At 72.4% G+C, this 17,821-nt stretch carries 21 protein-coding genes; 10 read left to right on the top strand and 11 right to left on the bottom strand.

Features of this window, described 5'->3' with window-relative positions:
* Nucleotides 1–75 precede the first annotated feature (75 nt).
* The 5 genes from ACZ7N4_RS11015 (at nt 76) to ACZ7N4_RS10995 (ending at nt 4,314) form a co-directional block, all read left to right on the top strand.
* Complete coding sequence (locus ACZ7N4_RS11015; protein ID WP_471356378.1) at nt 76–291, top strand: hypothetical protein; 216 nt, start codon at nt 76–78, stop codon at nt 289–291.
* 236 nt (nt 292–527) lie between these two features.
* Nucleotides 528–1,637 carry a radical SAM protein gene (locus ACZ7N4_RS11010; protein ID WP_471356375.1) on the top strand — a complete coding sequence of 370 codons (1,110 nt, stop codon included), beginning with the start codon at nt 528–530 and terminating at the stop codon, nt 1,635–1,637.
* A 2-nt stretch (nt 1,638–1,639) separates the two neighbouring features.
* On the top strand, nt 1,640–1,840 hold the full coding sequence (locus tag ACZ7N4_RS11005; RefSeq protein WP_471356372.1) for a hypothetical protein: 201 nt from the start codon (nt 1,640–1,642) through the stop codon (nt 1,838–1,840).
* A 207-nt stretch (nt 1,841–2,047) separates the two neighbouring features.
* A complete protein-coding gene (locus ACZ7N4_RS11000) occupies nt 2,048–2,812 on the top strand; it encodes a GNAT family N-acetyltransferase (protein WP_471356370.1) in 765 nt (254 codons plus the stop codon).
* Between the two features lie 641 nt (nt 2,813–3,453).
* Entirely contained in the window at nt 3,454–4,314 is an 861-nt protein-coding gene (locus tag ACZ7N4_RS10995; RefSeq protein ID WP_471356367.1) for a Bax inhibitor-1/YccA family protein, read from the top strand.
* 79 nt (nt 4,315–4,393) lie between these two features.
* On the opposite strand, the gene ACZ7N4_RS10990 is transcribed toward ACZ7N4_RS10995, so the two are convergent.
* A complete protein-coding gene (locus ACZ7N4_RS10990; RefSeq protein WP_189294721.1) occupies nt 4,394–4,624 on the bottom strand; it encodes a DUF4287 domain-containing protein in 231 nt (76 codons plus the stop codon).
* 99 nt (nt 4,625–4,723) lie between these two features.
* On the opposite strand from ACZ7N4_RS10990, the gene ACZ7N4_RS10985 reads away from it, so the two are divergent.
* Complete coding sequence (locus ACZ7N4_RS10985) at nt 4,724–5,035, top strand: hypothetical protein (protein ID WP_471356364.1); 312 nt, start codon at nt 4,724–4,726, stop codon at nt 5,033–5,035.
* Nucleotides 5,036–5,045: 10 nt separating this feature from the next.
* On the opposite strand, the gene ACZ7N4_RS10980 is transcribed toward ACZ7N4_RS10985, so the two are convergent.
* From ACZ7N4_RS10980 to ACZ7N4_RS10970, 3 genes are all read right to left on the bottom strand, one after another.
* Nucleotides 5,046–5,864, bottom strand: a complete 819-nt coding sequence (locus ACZ7N4_RS10980; RefSeq protein ID WP_471356361.1) for a hypothetical protein — start codon at nt 5,862–5,864, stop codon at nt 5,046–5,048.
* Between the two features lie 284 nt (nt 5,865–6,148).
* On the bottom strand, nt 6,149–7,366 hold the full coding sequence (locus ACZ7N4_RS10975) for an acetyl-CoA C-acetyltransferase (RefSeq protein WP_471356358.1): 1,218 nt from the start codon (nt 7,364–7,366) through the stop codon (nt 6,149–6,151).
* Between the two features lie 138 nt (nt 7,367–7,504).
* On the bottom strand, nt 7,505–8,524 hold the full coding sequence (locus ACZ7N4_RS10970) for an SGNH/GDSL hydrolase family protein (protein WP_471356356.1): 1,020 nt from the start codon (nt 8,522–8,524) through the stop codon (nt 7,505–7,507).
* A 157-nt stretch (nt 8,525–8,681) separates the two neighbouring features.
* On the opposite strand from ACZ7N4_RS10970, the gene ACZ7N4_RS10965 reads away from it, so the two are divergent.
* Entirely contained in the window at nt 8,682–10,073 is a 1,392-nt protein-coding gene (locus ACZ7N4_RS10965) for a cystathionine beta-synthase (protein ID WP_471356354.1), read from the top strand.
* Nucleotides 10,074–10,392: 319 nt separating this feature from the next.
* Here the strand turns inward: ACZ7N4_RS10965 and ACZ7N4_RS10960 are convergent, their stop codons facing one another.
* Entirely contained in the window at nt 10,393–11,238 is an 846-nt protein-coding gene (locus tag ACZ7N4_RS10960; protein ID WP_471356351.1) for a helix-turn-helix transcriptional regulator, read from the bottom strand.
* A 146-nt stretch (nt 11,239–11,384) separates the two neighbouring features.
* Here ACZ7N4_RS10960 and ACZ7N4_RS10955 point away from each other — a divergent pair, with 146 nt between their 5' ends.
* A complete protein-coding gene (locus tag ACZ7N4_RS10955) occupies nt 11,385–12,146 on the top strand; it encodes an SDR family oxidoreductase (protein ID WP_471356349.1) in 762 nt (253 codons plus the stop codon).
* Nucleotides 12,147–12,158: 12 nt separating this feature from the next.
* Here the strand turns inward: ACZ7N4_RS10955 and ACZ7N4_RS10950 are convergent, their stop codons facing one another.
* Nucleotides 12,159–12,599 carry a hypothetical protein gene (locus ACZ7N4_RS10950; RefSeq protein WP_471356347.1) on the bottom strand — a complete coding sequence of 147 codons (441 nt, stop codon included), beginning with the start codon at nt 12,597–12,599 and terminating at the stop codon, nt 12,159–12,161.
* 10 nt (nt 12,600–12,609) lie between these two features.
* Complete coding sequence (locus tag ACZ7N4_RS10945; protein WP_471356345.1) at nt 12,610–14,022, bottom strand: purine-cytosine permease family protein; 1,413 nt, start codon at nt 14,020–14,022, stop codon at nt 12,610–12,612.
* A gap of 129 nt (nt 14,023–14,151) precedes the next feature.
* Here ACZ7N4_RS10945 and ACZ7N4_RS10940 point away from each other — a divergent pair, with 129 nt between their 5' ends.
* Together ACZ7N4_RS10940 and ACZ7N4_RS10935 are read left to right on the top strand one after the other, a co-directional pair.
* Nucleotides 14,152–14,994, top strand: coding sequence for a MurR/RpiR family transcriptional regulator (locus ACZ7N4_RS10940; RefSeq protein ID WP_471356342.1), 843 nt, complete (start codon nt 14,152–14,154; stop codon nt 14,992–14,994).
* Nucleotides 14,995–15,089: 95 nt separating this feature from the next.
* Nucleotides 15,090–15,683, top strand: coding sequence for a hypothetical protein (locus ACZ7N4_RS10935; protein WP_471356340.1), 594 nt, complete (start codon nt 15,090–15,092; stop codon nt 15,681–15,683).
* A 7-nt stretch (nt 15,684–15,690) separates the two neighbouring features.
* Here ACZ7N4_RS10935 and ACZ7N4_RS10930 read toward each other — a convergent pair whose 3' ends face one another.
* From ACZ7N4_RS10930 to ACZ7N4_RS10915, 4 genes are read right to left on the bottom strand one after another with little or no spacing between them, the layout of a single operon-like run.
* Nucleotides 15,691–16,065, bottom strand: a complete 375-nt coding sequence (locus ACZ7N4_RS10930) for a roadblock/LC7 domain-containing protein (RefSeq protein WP_467928083.1) — start codon at nt 16,063–16,065, stop codon at nt 15,691–15,693.
* An 11-nt stretch (nt 16,066–16,076) separates the two neighbouring features.
* Nucleotides 16,077–16,559, bottom strand: coding sequence for a roadblock/LC7 domain-containing protein (locus ACZ7N4_RS10925; RefSeq protein WP_471356337.1), 483 nt, complete (start codon nt 16,557–16,559; stop codon nt 16,077–16,079).
* 31 nt (nt 16,560–16,590) lie between these two features.
* A complete protein-coding gene (locus ACZ7N4_RS10920; protein ID WP_471356335.1) occupies nt 16,591–17,436 on the bottom strand; it encodes a transcriptional regulator in 846 nt (281 codons plus the stop codon).
* Nucleotides 17,433–17,816: a hypothetical protein gene (locus ACZ7N4_RS10915; RefSeq protein ID WP_356156187.1), complete on the bottom strand. Its 384-nt coding sequence runs from the start codon at nt 17,814–17,816 to the stop codon at nt 17,433–17,435. The genes ACZ7N4_RS10920 and ACZ7N4_RS10915 overlap by 4 nt, the downstream gene beginning before the upstream one ends.
* Between the last annotated feature and the right edge of the window lie 5 nt (nt 17,817–17,821).

The following is a 17,821-nucleotide window of genomic DNA, read 5'->3' as shown; positions in this document are numbered from 1 at the left end:
AACCTCCCGCCCGGCTCCCCTCCCGCCCACGGCCGCAAGCACATCGCCAGCCGTCCCCACCCTCCGAGGAACACCGTGAACCAGCAGCTCCACGAGACCGCCGCACCCGTGCAGCTCGTGTCCCTGGCGTTCACCGCCCTGGGCATCCGGGCACACGCTGACGGACGGACCGGACGGGAGGCGTGGCGGATCATCCGCCGGCGGTACCCCCAGCTGGTGCTGGTGGCCGGCGCCTACGCCCTCCTTCTGGTGGCCGGCATCGCCACCGCGGCCGTCATCCGTCTCCTGTAACCACCCCTGAACACCCACTCCGGGCCGGTAGCGGCAGCTGACCGGCTCCCCATGCCCGGACCCGCATCCTCCCGCGTGGTCCCCGGCCCGGGTTGGGCCACCACGTCCCGGCTGGCCCTTCGTGGGGGAGTGACGGCAGCCAGGAACCGGTCCCGGCCGCCGCCGACACGACGGCCGGGACCAGCACCCACAGACTCCCGCCCCCCTCCCGGGTGACCGACTCTCTTGGAGCGTGCATGCATTCCCTGATCGTCAGTCCGTTCCTGGATCAGCACGTGCTGGTCCGGCCAGGAAGCCGCGACGGTGCCCTGCTGCCCGAGGAGCGCTATGAGGAACTGTGCGCCCGCGACGCTGCGGAGCCGGCCCCGCTCTGGCTCTGCGACGCCGTGCACGAGCAGTGGGAAGACCTGGACGTGACCGGCCGCCCGACCGGTGACTTCCTGCTCGTCCGCCAGCCCTCCACCTGGGGCTACGGCAAAGCGAGCTGGGAGGTCAACCTCGGCTGCAACTACAAGTGCAAGCACTGCTACCTGGGCCTCAAGGTCAACTCTGCAATGCCCTGGGCAGACAAGCGGCAGTGCCTGGACATCATGGCGGAGGCCGGCGTCCTCTTCCTCCAGGTCACCGGCGGCGAGCCGACCATCGACAAAGACTTTCTGCGCGCGTACCGGTACGCCTGGGAACTCGGCATGATGATCACGGTCTCCACCAACGGCAGCCTGCTGTGGCGGGAGAACCTGCTCCGCGTGTTCCGGGAGTGCCCGCCGTACCGCGTCACGGTGTCCATGTACGGTGCGACAAAGGCCAGTTACGACGAGCTGACCCAGCGTGACGGCGCATGGGACCAGTTCGTGCAGGGCATGAACGCCGCCCGCCACGCCCGCCTGCCGTTGCGCATGAGCATCGTCGTCACCGACGACAACGGCCACGAGGAACAGGCCATGGTGGACATGTGCCAGTCGTGGGGCGTGGAGTACGAGGTCTTCACGAACATGACGCCGACGATCTACGGCGGCGGCGAGGTGCTGACCGCGCAGTCCAAGCGGCTGCGCAAGACCTTCACCGGCTGCAACGCCGGACACACCTTCTTCCACATGGACCCGCACGGCTTGGTGTCCATCTGCAAGATCGGCCGCGACGAACAGATCAGCCTGCCCCATGAGGGCATCCAGGGCCTGGCCCGGCTGGGAAAGATCGCGGACCGTCTCATGCTTCGCACCGGCGGCTGCTCAGGCTGCACGCTCGCCGGAACCTGCCGCGTGTGCAGGCCCCTGGCTAAGCACTACCAGGAGGCGAAGGCCCCGCTGGCGGCGTACTGCCAGCACGGAGAGAAGAAAGCAGGGTGACGATGACCGCTGTAGCAGTCGAGATCCCGCCGCGGCGCCCGCTGCCGGGCGACGGCCCGGACGCGAACGGCACGCCGTACTTCACGCGGCCGGTGCTCGCGCCGGTGGAGCCGGTGACCCAGATCACCGGTATCGGTGACATGGACACCGTGATGGACAGCGCGAAGTGCTCGTGTGCGGCGGGCGACGACAACCCGCACTAACGGCCTGATCTGCTCCTGATCCGGTCGTGAACGCGCAGACCCCGACGGCAACTCGGGTCGGGGCCTGCGCCGTACGCGGTCCCTGGGTAGCGTGCGGTCATGCGCTTCCACTGGGGCTGGATTGAGCCTGTGATGCCCCTGCCGTACGTGCCAACCCTGGGGCCTGTCCTCCGGGGTGACCCGCTACCTGACCTGTTCGAGGCCGTCGTGGAGGTCGCAGGAACCGGCCGTTTCCTCCCGTACGACAAAGACCGCCGCTGGTCCGCCGTCAAGGCGGAGCGCGTCCTGGCCGACGCCGTCGAGCATGACCGACGCCATACCCTCGTGCCCACGCTCACCGAGCGAGGCGCCGGCGTCGTCAAGGTGCACGTGTTTGGGGCGGAGCCGGACAGCCTGACCGCCGGCGCCGACCTGGCCCGCAAGCTCGCCGCCGTCCACGGGGCTGGCAAGGCCCGGGTGGTGTGGTTCCTGGGCCCCGAGCAGCCCGAGGCGTACGCCCAGGGCGTGGGGACTCGCGTCCAGCTCAAGGATTTCACCCAGGGGCCGGGCGAGGCTCCCGGCGTGCCGGTCCACCAGGACAAACAACGCAACGGGGCGGCCGGGTTCGCGGAGTTCGCCGAGCAGATGGCCGCGGACGGGTTTTCCTTTCTGTACCAGCAGATGCAGGCCGGGACCGTGGGACCGGTCCTCACCGTCCTCCACGACGGCCGTTTGGCCGGCGCCATCGGCCCCATGGAGACCATGGCCGACGCCACCGGATCCGCGCGCCTGCTGCCCCAGTACTTCGGTGTACTCCCTCAGTACCGCGGTCACGGCTACGGCCGGGCCCTGTGGCGGGCAGCGATGTACTGGGGCCACCAGCACAGCGCCGCTTACCAGCTCCTGCAGACGGAGGTGGGTGGCGCCTCCGACCGGCTATGCCAGGCCGAGGGCCTGGCATCCCTCGGGTTCGTCAACCAGAGGGACGCGTGACGCCCGCCGGCCGCTCCTCGCGCCGCCCTGCCTGCCGCCGTCCACCAGGCCATCCCCCTGCGCACTGGGCCTGTTCGCTCCAATCGGCCTGCGGAGGGCGGACCGGAACTTCGCTGTGGCGGTCGTCCTCACCACTCAGGCCGGGCCGGTCTTCGTGAAGGCCGTCCCCGCCGATCACCCGCAGGCCACCTCCCGACACCGGGAGGTGGCCGTCGCCGGTCATCTGCCGCCGCGCAGGGCGGTCCGGAAGTGCGCCAGGGCCGTGCGCCAACTGGCGCACCAACTCTGTCCGGCTCGGTCCAGTCGGGTCCCGTCCCAGCTGGTCCGGTCGGATCGGGGGTCGGCCGCCTGAGAGCACCCCCTCTGAACGCCGACCGCGCAAGGCCGCGGGCGCCTGCGATGAACAAACGTTCGCCTCACGGACCCCCCGCAGGCGGCCGCGCTCACCGGTTCCGCCCGGTCGGCCGTCCGTCCGTAGCCGGGAATCAGCCGTCCGCGTAGCGTGTTGCCCAGCACGGCAGGGGAAAGAGCCACAGAGGGAAGATCCACAGAGAAAGATCCTCCTCAAGTATCATGGTCGATCCTTTGCCAATCCATTACTCTTGAGCCAAGGCTGCGCTCGGCAGCCATGGAGGAGTGAAATGAGGAGCAGCAACCCGGTCTTCTCGCGACGGGGGTTCAGCCGCGACAACGGCTACGCCGGCTTCAACACCGCACCGCAGGCCGGGTACGCCCAGGGTAACCCCTACGCGCAGAACCCCTACGCCCAGAACCCGTACGCGCAAGGTGACGTCCAGCACGGCGCCCCGCCGCAGGCCCCGGCCACCACCGACCGGATGACCATGGACGACGTCGTCGTCCGCTCGGCCCTCACGCTCGGCACGGTCGCCGTCGGAGCCGTCCTCGCCTGGGCGCTCCTGCCGGTCTCGGGCACCAGCTACGGCCTGGCCGTCGGCGCCGCGCTCGTCGCGTTCGTCCTGGCGATGGTCCAGAGCTTCAAGCGCACCCCGTCCCCCGCGCTGATCCTTGGGTACGCCGCCTTCGAGGGCGTCTTCCTCGGCGTCTTCAGCGAGATGTTCAACAGCCGGTGGAGCGGCGCGCCCTTCCAGGCGGTGCTCGGCACCATGGCGGTCTCCGGTGCCACCCTGCTGGTCTACAAGGCCGGCTGGATCCGCGTCACCGCGCGCTACGCCCGCATCGGCATCGCCATCGCGATCGCCTTCATGGTGGTCATGGCGATCAACCTGCTGCTGGTCGCCTTCGGTGTCGCCGAGGACGGCGGACTGCGCAGCTTCGGGCCGCTCGGCGCGCTCGTCGGCATCATCGCGATCCTGCTCGGCGCGTTCTTCCTCACCCTGGACTTCAAGCAGATCGAGGACGGCATCGCCTACGGCGCACCGCGCAACGAGTCCTGGCTGGCCGCGTTCGGCCTCACCATGACCCTGGTGTGGATCTACGTGGAGATGCTGCGGCTGGTCGCGATCTTCAGCAGCAACGACTAGCGGCGACGCCGGCCGGCAGCGACACCGGCCGGCAGCGTCAGGAAGAGCCCCGGGCGATCCGCCCGGGGCTCCGTGCCGTTCAGAGCAGCTTGCGCGCCGCCCTCCTCAGGTCGTACTCGTGCACGATCGCCTTCGCGTGGCCGTACGCCAGGTCGTACTCGTGCCGGAGCCAGCTGACCTTCTCCTCGAAGCGGAAGAGTGCCGGGCCTTCTTCGACGGTGCGCAGCCAGTCGGAGATCTCACGACCGGTGCAGTGCGGGATGCGGGCGAGCAGATTGCGGTGGGTCTCCTCGGAGAAGACGTGGGACATCGGCGCCTCCGAACGCAAAGGGGATGTAAGCCGGTCCTTCACGTCACCGTGCCTGAGCGTTGGGGTATTGGCAACAGTGCGGCGCGTTACGCTCGGCTGGTGGTTGATACGACGCCCCTGACCCAAGCAGTGGATCACTTCGCCGACCGGTTGCGGGCGGCTCCGCAGAGCCGGCTCCAACGCGGCGCCGCCGCCGAGGCCTTGGCCGTGGCCAGGGAACTCTCCCGGCGGGCCCAGCTGATGGAGGAGCCGGGGCGTGAGCCCCGGGAGATGCCGGACGCCGGGATGTTCGCCGCCGCCGATCAGATCCTCGTGGCCGCGCACGACCTCGCGGTCGTGGCGCGCAGCGAGGACCAGGTCGCCGAAGCGGTGCGGTTGGTGGAGGAGGCGCGGCAGCGGGCGGGGGTCTGAGGGCGCTGCGCTACAGGGACGCGATGACCCGGTCCGCCAGGATGTAGACCGTCTCCTCGCCGCACGCGAACGTCAGCGTGTACGCGCCCGAGATGCCCGAGCCGCCCAGGAGGTACGGGGACTCGCCCGACTCCAGGGCCGCCGCCAGGCGTTCCGCCGTCTCGCGGTGGCCCGGGGTCATGCAGAGGGTGGTGCCGTCGGCGAAGACGTAGACGTCGAGGGTGCCGAGCGGGCCCGGGCGGACGTCGGAGAGCTCGACGCGGTCGGCGGCCAGCTCCTCCAGGGCGGTCACCGTGCGCTCGTGGTCGCCCACGGCGGGCGACTGCACCGGGACGAAGTCGGGGTGCGAGGGGTGCCGGCGGCGGGCCGCGGCCAGTTCCGGGGAGTCTCCGGCCGGGGCGCCCGAGGGCGTGCCCCCGGCGAAGTCCTCGGCGTCGACGCTCGGCTCGGACACCGGCTCCAGCGGCTCCAGGCCGGCGAAGTCCGCCTGCCGGGGCAGGAAGACGTCCGCCTCGGGCAGGCCGAACAGCGAGGGCGCGTCCGAGGCGTCGCGGGCCTCCTGCGCGGCCCAGAAGGCACGGGCCTCGGCCAGTTCCCGCTCCCGCTCCTCGGCGAGCGCCGCGGCCACGGCCGCGCGTATCTGCTCGGCGTCGGCGGTGGTGCGGGCGTTCGGCAGCAGGGCGCGTGCCGTGGCCGCCTGGTCGTCGGCGAGCTGCCGCTGCAGCTCGGTGAGCTGGCGGCGCAGCTTCAGGACGGTGCGCAGGACGGCGACGCCCACGGCGCCGGTGGCTGCCGTGGTGAGCAGCAGGGCGATAGGCATGGCGCTCACTGACGTACTCCCGGTTCCAAGACGACCCCCCGACTTCCTACATCAGCTTGAAGGGCGGACTATCCAGCTGTCAGTGCGTAACGTCACGAAACGGACAGGACTTTGGGTCCGCCGTCTCGCCGTACGCCCTGCTGCACCGCGCTGACCTGCATTGATGCGCCAGGCTAGCGAGATAGGTCACATCCTGGGGGAGATTGGATCACGAAAAGGCCCAGAACCGTGGTGTTTCCTGGGTTCTGGGCCCTTCTGCGACGTACCGTGCGGGGTTCGCTACGGACGGTGGGTCAGCTGAGGCGCTCGATGACCATCGCCATGCCCTGGCCGCCGCCGACGCACATCGTCTCCAGGCCGAACTGCTTGTCGTGCCACTGGAGCGAGTTGATGAGGGTGCCGGTGATGCGGGCGCCGGTCATGCCGAAGGGGTGGCCGACGGCGATGGCGCCGCCGTTGACGTTCAGCTTGTCGAGGTCGATGCCGAGGTCCCGGTACGACGGGATCACCTGGGCGGCGAAGGCCTCGTTGATCTCGACCAGGTCGATGTCGTCGATGGTCAGGCCGGCGCGCCGGAGGGCCTGCTTGCTCGCCTCGACCGGGCCGAGGCCCATGATCTCGGGGGAGAGGCCGGAGACGCCGGTGGAGACGATCCGGGCGAGCGGGGTCAGGCCCAGTTCGCGGGCCTTGGTGTCGGACATGATGACGAGCGCGGCGGCGCCGTCGTTCAGCGGGCAGCAGTTGCCGGCGGTGACGAGGCCGTCGGGGCGGAACACCGGCTTCAGGCCCTGCACACCCTCCAGGGTGACGCCGGCGCGCGGGCCGTCGTCCTTGGCGACCACCGTGCCGTCGGGCAGCGTGACCGGGGTGATCTCGCGCTCCCAGAAGCCGTTCTTGATGGCCTCCTCGGCGAGGTTCTGCGAGCGGACGCCGAACTCGTCCATCTCCTGGCGGGTGACGCCCTTGGCGCGGGCCAGGTTCTCGGCGGTCTGGCCCATGGCGATGTACGGGTCGGGCAGCAGGCCGTCCTCGCGCGGGTCGTGCCAGGTGGTGCCCTCCTGCCGGGCGACGGCCTCGGTGCGGGCCTGCGCCTCGGCGAACAGCGGGTTGTAGGTGCCCGGCATGTCGGAGCTGCCGTTGCGGTAGCTGGAGACCATCTCGACACCGGCCGAGATGAAGACGTCTCCCTCGCCGGCCTTGATGGCGTGCAGCGCCATGCGGGAGGTCTGCAGGGAGGAGGAGCAGTACCGGGTGATCGTGCAGCCCGGCAGGTGGTCCATGCCCATCTGCACGGCGACGATCCGGCCGAGGTTGTGGCCCTGCTCGCCGCCGGGGAGGCCGCAGCCGAGCATCAGGTCGTCGATGTCCCTGGGGTCCAGCTCGGGGATCTTGGCGAGCGCGGCCTGGATGATCGTGGCGGTGAGGTCGTCGGGGCGCAGGTCCTTCAGGGAGCCCTTGTTCGCGCGGCCGATGGGGGAGCGGGCGGTCGAGACGATGACGGCTTCGGGCATCACGGCTCCAGTGGAAGGGGGTTGGGCAGGGCCGCTTGGGAAGTTACCCGTACGTATGGCCCAGGTCATCGGTGTTGCGGTGTGACACTGACCGCAATTGTCTAAGCGCTTGCTTGGCTCCGGTCCGCCCCAAGGCGGTCAGAGCGGCCGGGTGGCCGGCTCCGCCTCGGGTACCCGCCGCCGGCGCCGGCGCTTCAGCAGTGCCCACGGCCCCCGCGGGCCCGTCGGCATCGCCGCCGTCACCTCCGTGCCCGCCTCCGACGCGGCCTCCGCCGCCGCCCGCGCCACCGGCAGGAAGCCCTCGCGGCGCGACACGTCCGGCCGCTCCTCGTCCGCCGGCCACAGGCCCAGCGCCGCGCACACCGTCGGCAGGACCGCCATCGCCGCGGTCGCGTAGCCCTCGGCCGAGGGGTGGTAGTTGTCCGGCCCGAACAGCTCCCGCGGGTTCGCCTCGAACTCGGGCCCGAGCAGGTCGCCCAGCGACACCGTGCGCCCGCCCTGCTCCACCACCCCGATCGTCTGCGCCGCCGCCAGCTGCCGGGACGCCCGCCGGGCCAGCCACCGCAGCGGCTGCTGCACGGGTTCGATCGTGCCGAGGTCGGGACAGGTGCCGACCACCACCTCCGCGCCGGCCGTGCGCAGCCGCCGTACCGCCGCCGACAGATGCCGCACCGAACGGGTCGGCGGCATCCGGTGGGTCACGTCGTTCGCCCCGACCATGATCACGCAGATGTCCGGGGCGGGACCGGGGGCGGACAGCACGAGGGCCACCTGGCGGTCCAGGTCGTCGGACCGGGCCCCCGGCAATGCCACGTTGCGCAGCTCCACCGGGCGCTCCGCCACCGCCGCGAGGCCGGAGGCCAGCAGCGCCCCCGGGGTCTGCCCCGCCCGGTGCACGCCCTGCCCCGCCGCCGTGGAGTCGCCGAGCATGGTCAGGCGCAGGGGCGGCTCGCCCGGGAGGTCGTACGCGTGGCCGTACACCCCGTCGGCCACCGGCACCCGGCCGCCGCTCCCGTTGCCCACATGGCGCCGGGCGAGCCGCAGCTCCGCCAGCACCAGTCCCACGACGGCCGCGCCGACCAGTCCGGCCCCGCCCCCGCCGTACGCCGCCCCGGCCGCGATGCGCCGGGCCACCCGCGCCCTCGACATGCTCGTCATGCGTCGCCGCCACCTCCTCGTAGCCGTACCCGTTCCTTGCCCCGTACGGACCGTGCGTCAATCTCCACCACGAGTGAACGACCTCCCCCGCCGCACGCGGGGCCGTAGGCTGGCGGCACCACTACGAACACTTCTTTTGCAGCGACCGGAGACAACGGTGCAGTTCCACGACTCGATGATCAGCCTCGTCGGCAACACCCCGCTGGTGAAGCTCAACAGCGTGACCAAGGGCATCCAGGCGACCGTCCTGGCGAAAGTGGAGTACTTCAACCCCGGCGGATCGGTGAAGGACCGTATCGCCCTGCGCATGATCGAGGCCGCCGAGCAGAGCGGCGAGCTCAAGCCGGGCGGCACGATCGTCGAGCCGACCAGTGGCAACACCGGTGTGGGGCTCGCCATCGTGGCCCAGCAGAAGGGGTACAAGTGCATCTTCGTCTGCCCCGACAAGGTCAGCACCGACAAGATCAACGTCCTGCGCGCGTACGGCGCCGAGGTCGTCGTGTGCCCGACCGCGGTGGCGCCGGAGCACCCGGACTCCTACTACAACGTCTCCGACCGGCTCGTCCGTGAGACGCCGGGCGCCTGGAAGCCCGACCAGTACTCCAACCCCAACAACCCGCTCTCGCACTATCACTCGACCGGCCCCGAGCTGTGGGAGCAGACCGAGGGGAAGATCACCCACTTCGTGACGGGCGTCGGCACCGGCGGCACCATCTCCGGCACCGGCCGCTACCTGAAGGAGGCCAGCCAGGGGAAGGTCAAGGTGATCGGCGCCGACCCGGAGGGCTCGGTGTACTCCGGCGGCTCCGGCCGGCCCTACCTGGTCGAGGGCGTGGGCGAGGACTTCTGGCCGACCGCCTACGACCGCACCGTGGCGGACGAGATCGTCGCCGTCTCCGACAAGGACTCCTTCCAGATGACCCGCCGGCTGGCCAAGGAGGAGGGCCTGCTGGTGGGCGGCTCCTGCGGCATGGCCGTCGTGGCCGCGCTGGAGGTCGCCGAGCGGCTCGGCCCGGACGACGTCGTGGTGGTGCTCCTGCCGGACAGCGGCCGCGGCTACCTCAGCAAGATCTTCAACGACGAGTGGATGGCCGACTACGGCTTCCTGGAGGACGAGGGCCCGAGCGCCCGCGTCGGTGACGTCCTGAGCGACAAGGCGGCCGGCACCATCCCGTCCCTGGTGCACATGCACCCGGACGAGACCGTCGGCCAGGCCATCGAGGTGCTGCGCGAGTACGGCGTCTCGCAGATGCCCGTCGTCAAGCCGGGCGCCGGACACCCGGACGTCATGGCCGCCGAGGTCGTCGGCTCGGTCGTGGAACGGGAGCTGCTCGACGCCCTGTTCAGCCAGCGGGCCTCGCTGGAGGACCCGCTGGAGAAGCACATGTGCGCTCCGCTGCCGCAGGTCGGCTCCGGTGAGCCGGTCGGCGACCTGATGCAGGTGCTGGGCTCGGCGGACGCGGCGATCGTCCTGGTCGAGGGCAAGCCCACCGGCGTGGTCAGCCGGCAGGACCTGCTGGCCTTCCTCGCCAAGGGCGGCAACAAGTAACCGGCAGGCGCCGGGGGCCCGGGTTCGCGGAAGGTGTACGAGCGTGTCACGTGCGCGCAGCACCGGCTTAACACGGGTCCGGCACAGTGGTGGGTGTCGGCAGGGAGCGGGAGGCACCACCCGGGCGTTCCGCACCGGGGGAGGCTTCCCTCCCGGGCCGGCACCGAACGGCGCCAAGGACCTCCGGAGCGGCTCCCGGACCTCCCTGGACGCCACGGACGCGCCGGCCCGGCCCTGACCCGGCCCGCGTCCCTCGCGGGGACCGCCGTCGTCCCGCCCCCCGGAAACGGGGGTGCGGCGGTCCCCGCGCACACCCTCCTCAGCGAGCGGCGCTCGACTCCCAACTCCCCAGCAGCGCAAGCCGCTCCGCCGTCTCCGAGCCCGGCTCCGGGGTGTACACCACGATCGTCTGCTCCGGGTCCGCCGGGACGGCCAGGGTCTCGTACGGCAGGGTCAGCAGGCCCGCGACCGGGTGCCGTACCTTCTTCACGCCGTACGCGCACTCCCTGACCTCGTGGTCCGCCCACAGTCGGCGGAAGTCCTCGCTCTTCACGGAGAGTTCGCCGACCAGGGCGCACAGCTCGGGGTCGTCGGCGTACCGGCCCGCGTTCAGGCGCAGATGGGCGACCGTCTGCGCGGCCACCGCCGCCCACTCGGGGTAGAGGTCCCGGGCGCCGGGGGTGAGGAAGACCTGCCGGGGCATGCTCCGCTCGGCTGGTGCCATGCGGCTGAAGCCGTTCACCGCGTCGCCGAGCGCGTTCCAGGCGAGCACCTCCATGCGGCGGCCCAGCACCAGCGCCGGGTTGCGCTCCAGGCCGTCCAGGATGAGCTGGACGCCGGGGCGGACGCGGGGCACGGGGGCCTGCTGCCGGGGCTGCCGGCGGGGGCGGGCCACCGTGCGCAGGTACGCGTGCTCGGTCTCGTCCAGCCGCAGCACCCGCGCGACCGCGTCGAGGACGGCGTCCGAGACGCTCGTGCCCCGGCCCTGTTCCAGCCGGATGTAGTAGTCGACGCTCACGCCCGCGAGCTGGGCCACCTCCTCGCGGCGCAGCCCCGGCACCCGGCGCCGCCCGTACACGGGCAGGCCGACCTCCTCCGGCCGGATGCGGGCGCGGCGTGAGCGCAGGAAGTCGCCCACCTCTGCTTCGGTCCAGTCCCCGTCCATGGGTCCGATGGTAGGGGAGCGGGGCCGGCGCCATCCTGGTACTGGCAGACCCAGGAAAAGCGCATCCCTGGGTACGACGGGCGGCCGGGGCGAGAGTGGTGCCAGCCGCCGGGGAAACGCCCCGGCCAGCGACCCAGGGGAACACCATGTCGTACGAGAACCTGTCCGGCCGTACCGCCGTCGTCACCGGAGCCGCCAGCGGCATCGGCGAGGCCGTCGCACGGCAACTGGCCGCGGAGGGTGCCCGGGTGGCGCTGCTCGCCCGGCGGGCGGACCGGCTCCAGGAGCTGGTGGACAAGATCCGCGCGGAGGGTGGCGAGGCCCTCGCCGTGGCCGCCGACGTCACCGACGACGGCTCCGTGGAGGCGGCCCGGGACCGGATCCACGAGGCGTTCGGCGCCGTCGACCTCGTCGTCAACAACGCCGGCGTCATGCTGCCGAACCCGGTCGACGACGGCCGGATCGACGAGTGGCAGCGGATGCTCGACACCAACGTCGCCGGGGTGCTGCGGATGATCCGCGCCTTCACCGCCGACCTGCTGGCCGCCGCGGCCGCGGGACGCGCCGCCGACCTGGTGAACATCTCCTCCATCGGCGCCCATATGACCTTCCCCGGCTACGCGGTGTACGGGGCGACCAAGGCGGCCGTCACCTACCTGTCGCAGTCGCTGCGTGGCGAGCTGGGCCCGCGGGACGTCCGGGTCACCAACATCGAGCCGGGACTGACGGAGACGGAGCTGAAGACGCACGTCGGCAGCGAGGAGCTGTCCGGGCAGCTGGACGAGATGTTCGGCGCGCTCGGCGGGCTCTCCGCGGCCGAGGTCGCGGACGTCGTCGCCTACGCCACCAGCCGCCCCCGGCACGTCAACCTGCGCCAGATCATGGTCCTGCCGACCCGGCAGGCCTGAGGTCCGGGGTGGTCAGTCGTCCCGCGCGGAGACGCCGCGGCCGGCGAACAGGTCCGGGTGGAGCCGTGCCGCCTGGACCGCGTTGACGCCGACGATGCCGAGCCAGGTGACCACCATCCCGGCGAACCCGGCGAAGGCGCCGGCGATCGCGGACAGCGGGATCGCCAGCACCAGGGTGATCAGGGCGAAGCCGTAGCGCTCGGTCCAGGAGTCGGCGGGCTTCGGGCGCCGGTCCTCGCGGGCCGCCGCCATCTGCCGCTCGGCCAGCCGCCTGCGCACCCGGCGGTCCACCGCGCCGTCGATCCGCTGCTCGACCTTCTCCAGGAACGACTCCACCAGGGCGGAGTCGTAGTCGTCGCCCAGTTCCCGGCGGGCCCGCACGGTCGCGTCCAGGTCCTTCCTGAGGCCGGAGTCCGATCTGAGATCGGCGTCCCGCGGATCGAGTGTGCTCATACCGGCCAGCCTAGGAAGCGGTCCGCTCCGCCGCACTGGGGCTAACCCCCCGGTCCGGCTCCGGAAGGGCGTCCGCGTTCGGGCGGGCGACCAGCCGGTACAGCAGCGCGGGGACGGCCAGGCCGACGATCCAGGAGATGTCCGCGCCGCCCAGCGGGGCCACCAGCGGGCCGGTGTAGAAGCTCGTGGCGAGGAACGGCAGCTGGGCGAGGAGTCCGGCGGCGTAGACGGCGAGGGCGTCCCAGCGCCAGGCGCCGTAGCGGCCGTGCGGGTCGGCGAGGGCCGCGAGGTCGTACCGCTCCCTGGAGATCAGGTAGTAGTCGACCAGGTTGATCGCCGACCAGGGCGTGAAGAACGTCAGCAGGAAGAGCAGGAAGTCCTTGAAGGAGGACAGGAAGCCGTCCTTGCCGAGCAGGGCCACCGCGGTCCCGGCGGCCATCACCAGCCCGATGTACGCCGCCCGGCCCGCCCGGGACAGCCGCCGCTGCCCGCGGAAACCGCTCACGCTGGTCACCATCGACATGAAACCGCCGTAGGTGTTGAGGACGTTGACGGTGAGCTTGCCGAGCGCGATGACGAAGGAGAAGAACGACGCGGCCAGACCGGTGCCGCCGAGGGCGACGACATAGCCGACCTGGCTGTCCAGGAACTCCTCGCCGGCGGTGGCCGCGACCAGCACCCCGAAGGTCATCGACCACTGGGAGCCCAGCGCCGAACCGGACAGCGTCCACCAGAAGGTGGCCTTCGGGGACGTCGTCCGCGGCAGATAGCGCGAGTAGTCCGCCACGTACGGGCCGAACGCCAGCTGCCAGGACGCCGACAGGGACACCGCCAGCAGGAACACCGGCAGCGAGAAGTGCGCGTCGTGCAGCAGCGCGGAGGTGTCGGCGCGGTCCAGGAGGCGTACGGCGAGGTAGACGAAGGCGAGCGCGCAGACGACGCTCGCGACCCGGCCGAGGGCATGGACGACCCGGTAGCCGGCGGTCGCCATGACCGCCGTGACGGCCGCGAACACGATGATCCCGGTGGTGTCGTCCGTGTGCGTCAGCTCGCCCACCGCCTGTCCGGCGAGCACACTGCCGGACGCGAAGAAGCCGACGTACATCACGATCACCAGCAGCAGCGGTACGACCGCCCCGCGCACCCCGAACTGCGCCCGCGACTGGATCATCTGCGGCAGACCGAGCCTGGGGCCCTGCGCGGAGTGCAGGGCCATCACGGCGCCGCCGAGCAGGTTGCCGAGGAGCAGGCCGACGACCGACCAGACCACGTCCCCGCCGAAGACGACCGCCAGGGCGCCCGTGACGACGGCCGTGATCTGGAGGTTGGCACCGAGCCAGAGGGTGAACTGGCTGAAGGCCGTGCCGTGCCGTTCCTCGTCCGGGACGGCGTCGATGGAGCGCAGTTCCACGAGCTGTGCCATGCGTACTCCCCACGCTGGGCTGTATAACGGTATGCAGCGACACACTGTCTGAATAGGCGGCCCGTGTTTGTCAATGCCTCGGCGCTGTACTCTCCCGGGGCGTCGAGGAACCCGGAGGGGGAGTACGTGATGAGCGTGACCGACAGCCCTGCCAACCGCTTGCAGGCGCTCTTCGAGGGCCACCGGCTCACGCCGACCCAGCGCCGCATCGCGCACAGCATGGTGCGCCGGGCCGCCGACGTGCCCTTTCTGTCCAGCGTGGAACTGGCCGAACTGGCCGGGGTCAGCCAGCCGTCGGTGACCCGGTTCGCGGTCGCCCTCGGCTTCGACGGCTACCCGGCCCTGCGCAGGCACCTGCGCGAGGTCGTCCCGGCCGAGCCGGCCGCCGAGGCCTCCGCCTACAACGAGTACCAGCAGGCCGTCGAGGCCGAGATCGAGAACCTCAGGCACCTCGCCGAGCTGCTCGCGGACCCGCGCCCGGTGCAGAAGGCCGGCCGGATCCTCGCCGCCTCCCGCCCGCTGCCGGTGCTCGGCCTGCGCGCCGCCGCCTCCCAGGCGTACGGCTTCGCGTACTTCGCCGCCAAGGTCCACCCGGACGTCCGGCTGCTGCACGAGGGCGGCACGATGATCCAGGACCGCGTCGACGCCGCCGTCCGCGCGGGCGCCACCGCCCTGCTCTGCTTCGCGCTGCCCCGGCACCCCCGCGAGGTCGTGGACACCCTCGCCTACGCCAAGGACGCCGGCCTGACCGTCGTCACCGTCGCCGACTCGGCGTTCGCGCCGGTCGCCAAGCACTCCGACCTGCTGCTGCCCGCCGCCGTCGGCACCGGGCTCGCCTTCGACACCGCGTGCGCGCCGATGCTGCTCGGCCGGGTGCTGCTGGAGGCCCTCTGCGACGACCTGCCGGACGCCCAGGCCCGCCTGGAGGAGTTCGACGCGAAGGCGGCGGCCCGCGGGCTGTTCGTCGAATGACCGGCGGGCCCCGCCGCTCTCAGATTCGTCTCACGTTCCGCCGGTAGCCTCCCTGCGGACACAAGCGCTGTGGACACGTGACACGGGAGGCTGACGTGGCGCGCGGAGGACGCGGAGGACAGGGTCTGGCCCGGCTGGCCGTCGTCGTACGGGCGGGGGCCGCACCGCTGTGGTGGCTCGGGGTGGCCGCCGCCGGGATCGGGACCGTGCCGGAAGGAGTGACCGGTCGCCGGATCGGCGTGCTGGCCGGAGCCGTGCTGTTCCTGGCCGGCGCGGCCCTCGTGGCGCTGGTCCGGCGCGGCCGGTACACCGCCCTGGCCCGCGGGGCGGCCCGCGCGGGCCGGTACGACGTGCTGCAGGACCGGGCGGTGACCGTGCGCGCCTGGCGCCGGGGGCACCGCTGGTGGCTGCTGCTGGGCTGGGCGGCCGCGCTCGGCTCCGCCTTCGCGGTGCCCGCGGCAGGCGGCATGCTGCTGGCCGGGCTCGGCACCGGGCTGCGGCTGAAGGCCGCCTGGCTCGGGCGGCTGGAGCGGGCCGGCGAGACGCTGCTGTGGGTGCGGGTCGACTGGCTCGACCGGCGCGGCGGGCGTCCGGCCGGCAAGGCCGTCAGGGGCCTGCGCGGTACGGGCATCGCGGCCGGCGACGCGGCCCCGGGCGGGGCCCGCCGCCGTACCGCGGCACTGGTCTGAGCCGCCGTCAGACCTCCAGTTCCTCCTCGATCCTCTTCAACTGGTGGCGGGCCATCGCCAGGTTGGCCCGGCCGGAGTCGAGGACCAGGTACAGGAACAGGCCGTTGCCGCCGCGGCTGCTCAGCAGGCGGATCAGGTGGTACTGGTCGGACAGGGTGATCAGGATGTCCTCGATGCCGGCCTTGAGGCCCAGCATCTCCATCGTGCGCATCTTGGCGCGGATGACGTCGGTGTTGCCCGCGGCGGCCACGTTCAGGTCGAAGGTCTTGCTGCCGCCCATCGTGCCCAGCGCCATTCCGCTGGTGTAGTCGACGAGCGCGACGCCGGTGGCGCCCTCGATGGAGGTGAGGGCTTCCTTCAGGGCGGTCTCGGTGTTGGCCATGGTGGGTCCTTTCAGCTGTCGGTTGCGGTGCGCGCCTCTGCGGCGGTGGTGCGGGGCGGGCGAGGAGTGCGGGTGCGTGCGGCGGCGGTGGTCCGGGGGAGCGGGCGTACGGCCTCGGCGGCGTCCAGCAGTTCCCCGATGCGGGCGCCGGCCCGGCGGCCCTCCAGGTGCAGCCGGCCGACGTTGACCCGGTCCTGGGCGAGCAGGGTCAGGACGGCGGTGCGGCCGGCCGCGTAGGTGGCGACGTAGCCGCGCTCGCCGCGCACCAGCAGCTCCCGGAAGCCGCGGTGCCCGGTGTGGTCGCTGATCCGCACGGCGACACCGAGCGCGGCGGCGGTGAGCGCCGCCAGGCCCTCCGGGTCGACGCCGGGGGTGTCGTGGGCGACGACGAGGCCGTCCACGCCGGCCGCGAGGGCGCCGGTGAGCTGGGGCACCCGGGTGCGCAGCCGGTGCAGCTCCTCCAGGACGGTCCGCAGGTCGTCTTCGGCCACCATCAGGTCTCTCCTCTCGGCGGGGCGGTGCCGTTCAAAGCGCCTCCAGCGCATCCCTGAGCCTCTTCAGCAGCGCGATGTCGGGGTCGGTGGTGACCAGGTGGACCGGCGCCGGCGCCGGGGGCGGTGCCGGTGCCCGTGCCGGGGGCGGCGGGGCGGGTGCGGTGGGCGCGGGCGCGATGTGCCCGGCAGCCGTGAGCCGGCGTACGTCGACCAGCGTGTGGAACGCCTGCCGGCCCAGGTTCCGGGCGATGTCGACGGCCGTGCGGACACCGTCCACGCGGTCCAGGACGGCGCGTTGGCGGGGGGTGACGGGCGCGCCCGGGGTGCGGCCTGCGGCCGGGTCCGCGCGGATCAGGGGGGCGCCGTCGGCGGCCGGGTCGGGCCAGAGCCGGTGCAGCAGCAGGCGGCGGCGCAGCGTCTCGCGTTCCAGCGCGACGACCGGGACCGAGGGCAGCGGGCCGAGGCGGGGCGCGGCGTCGTACCGGAACCGGCCCGGGGTGCTGCTCGGTGCCAGCGCGAAGTACCCGGCGTCGTACAGCGCGTCCAGATGGCACAGCTCCAGCGCGCCCGTGGGCAGCACCCCGGAGCGCAGCAGCAGTTCGGCCGCGTGCAGGGGGCCCGGGGTCTGCGCGGCGGCCCGCTGCCAGGCGGCGCCCGCGAGTGTGCCGTGGGCCGTGAGGAGCACGTCGAGGCCCGGGGCGAGGGGGCTCTCGGCGTGCACCACCCGGCCCTCGGCCAGGTACAGGACGCCGTGTTCGCGGACCAGGACACCGGTGGCCCGCTCCTCGGCGAGCCGGGTCAGCATCGGGGACAGGGCGCGGGTGGCGCCCCTGTCCCGTACCGGCAGGGCGGGCGGAGGGGTCCTGACCACGGTCATCCCAGCACCAGCCGGGCGGCCATCTCGCCGAGACGTATCCGGGCGAGCGCGAGGTTGCCCTCCTCGCGGCCGAGCCACAGGTGCAGGAACACGCTGCTGTCGAAGGACGTGTCCACGAAGCGCAGCAGGTGGTAGCTGTCCCCGTTGCTGATGATCACGTCCTCCACCGGGGGCGACTCATCGCCGCGCGCCGCGAAGGTGCCGTGCTCGGCGGCCATCCGGGCCAGTTCGGCGGCCTCGGCCGCGGTCGTCTCGTGGTCGCCGCCGGGTGCCTCCCCGACCGTGCCGAGGGCCAGTCCGCTCGTCCAGTCCACCAGCGCGGCCCCCCGGGCACCGGGCAGCCGCATCGCTTCCAGCAAGCACTCGTCGATTCCGGGCACCGTGG

This window comes from Streptomyces sp. NPDC107654, assembly GCF_055639035.1.
Note: the sequence above shows the minus strand (reverse complement) of the source record. Positions and strands in the feature narration are given on the sequence as shown.

Bases quoted from the DNA above. Each gene is read 5' to 3' on its own strand.
- ACZ7N4_RS11010 (WP_471356375.1), top strand. From the start codon at position 528: ATGCATTCCCTGATCGTCAGTCCGTTCCTGGATCAGCACGTGCTGGTC.
- ACZ7N4_RS11005 (WP_471356372.1), top strand. From the start codon at position 1,640: ATGACCGCTGTAGCAGTCGAGATCCCGCCGCGGCGCCCGCTGCCGGGC.
- ACZ7N4_RS10995 (WP_471356367.1), top strand. From the start codon at position 3,454: ATGAGGAGCAGCAACCCGGTCTTCTCGCGACGGGGGTTCAGCCGCGAC.
- ACZ7N4_RS10990 (WP_189294721.1), bottom strand. From the start codon at position 4,624: ATGTCCCACGTCTTCTCCGAGGAGACCCACCGCAATCTGCTCGCCCGC.
- ACZ7N4_RS10975 (WP_471356358.1), bottom strand. From the start codon at position 7,366: ATGCCCGAAGCCGTCATCGTCTCGACCGCCCGCTCCCCCATCGGCCGC.
- ACZ7N4_RS10970 (WP_471356356.1), bottom strand. From the start codon at position 8,524: ATGACGAGCATGTCGAGGGCGCGGGTGGCCCGGCGCATCGCGGCCGGG.
- ACZ7N4_RS10960 (WP_471356351.1), bottom strand. From the start codon at position 11,238: ATGGACGGGGACTGGACCGAAGCAGAGGTGGGCGACTTCCTGCGCTCA.
- ACZ7N4_RS10955 (WP_471356349.1), top strand. From the start codon at position 11,385: ATGTCGTACGAGAACCTGTCCGGCCGTACCGCCGTCGTCACCGGAGCC.
- ACZ7N4_RS10950 (WP_471356347.1), bottom strand. From the start codon at position 12,599: ATGAGCACACTCGATCCGCGGGACGCCGATCTCAGATCGGACTCCGGC.
- ACZ7N4_RS10945 (WP_471356345.1), bottom strand. From the start codon at position 14,022: ATGGCACAGCTCGTGGAACTGCGCTCCATCGACGCCGTCCCGGACGAG.
- ACZ7N4_RS10940 (WP_471356342.1), top strand. From the start codon at position 14,152: ATGAGCGTGACCGACAGCCCTGCCAACCGCTTGCAGGCGCTCTTCGAG.
- ACZ7N4_RS10930 (WP_467928083.1), bottom strand. From the start codon at position 16,065: ATGGCCAACACCGAGACCGCCCTGAAGGAAGCCCTCACCTCCATCGAG.
- ACZ7N4_RS10925 (WP_471356337.1), bottom strand. From the start codon at position 16,559: ATGGTGGCCGAAGACGACCTGCGGACCGTCCTGGAGGAGCTGCACCGG.
- ACZ7N4_RS10920 (WP_471356335.1), bottom strand. From the start codon at position 17,436: ATGACCGTGGTCAGGACCCCTCCGCCCGCCCTGCCGGTACGGGACAGG.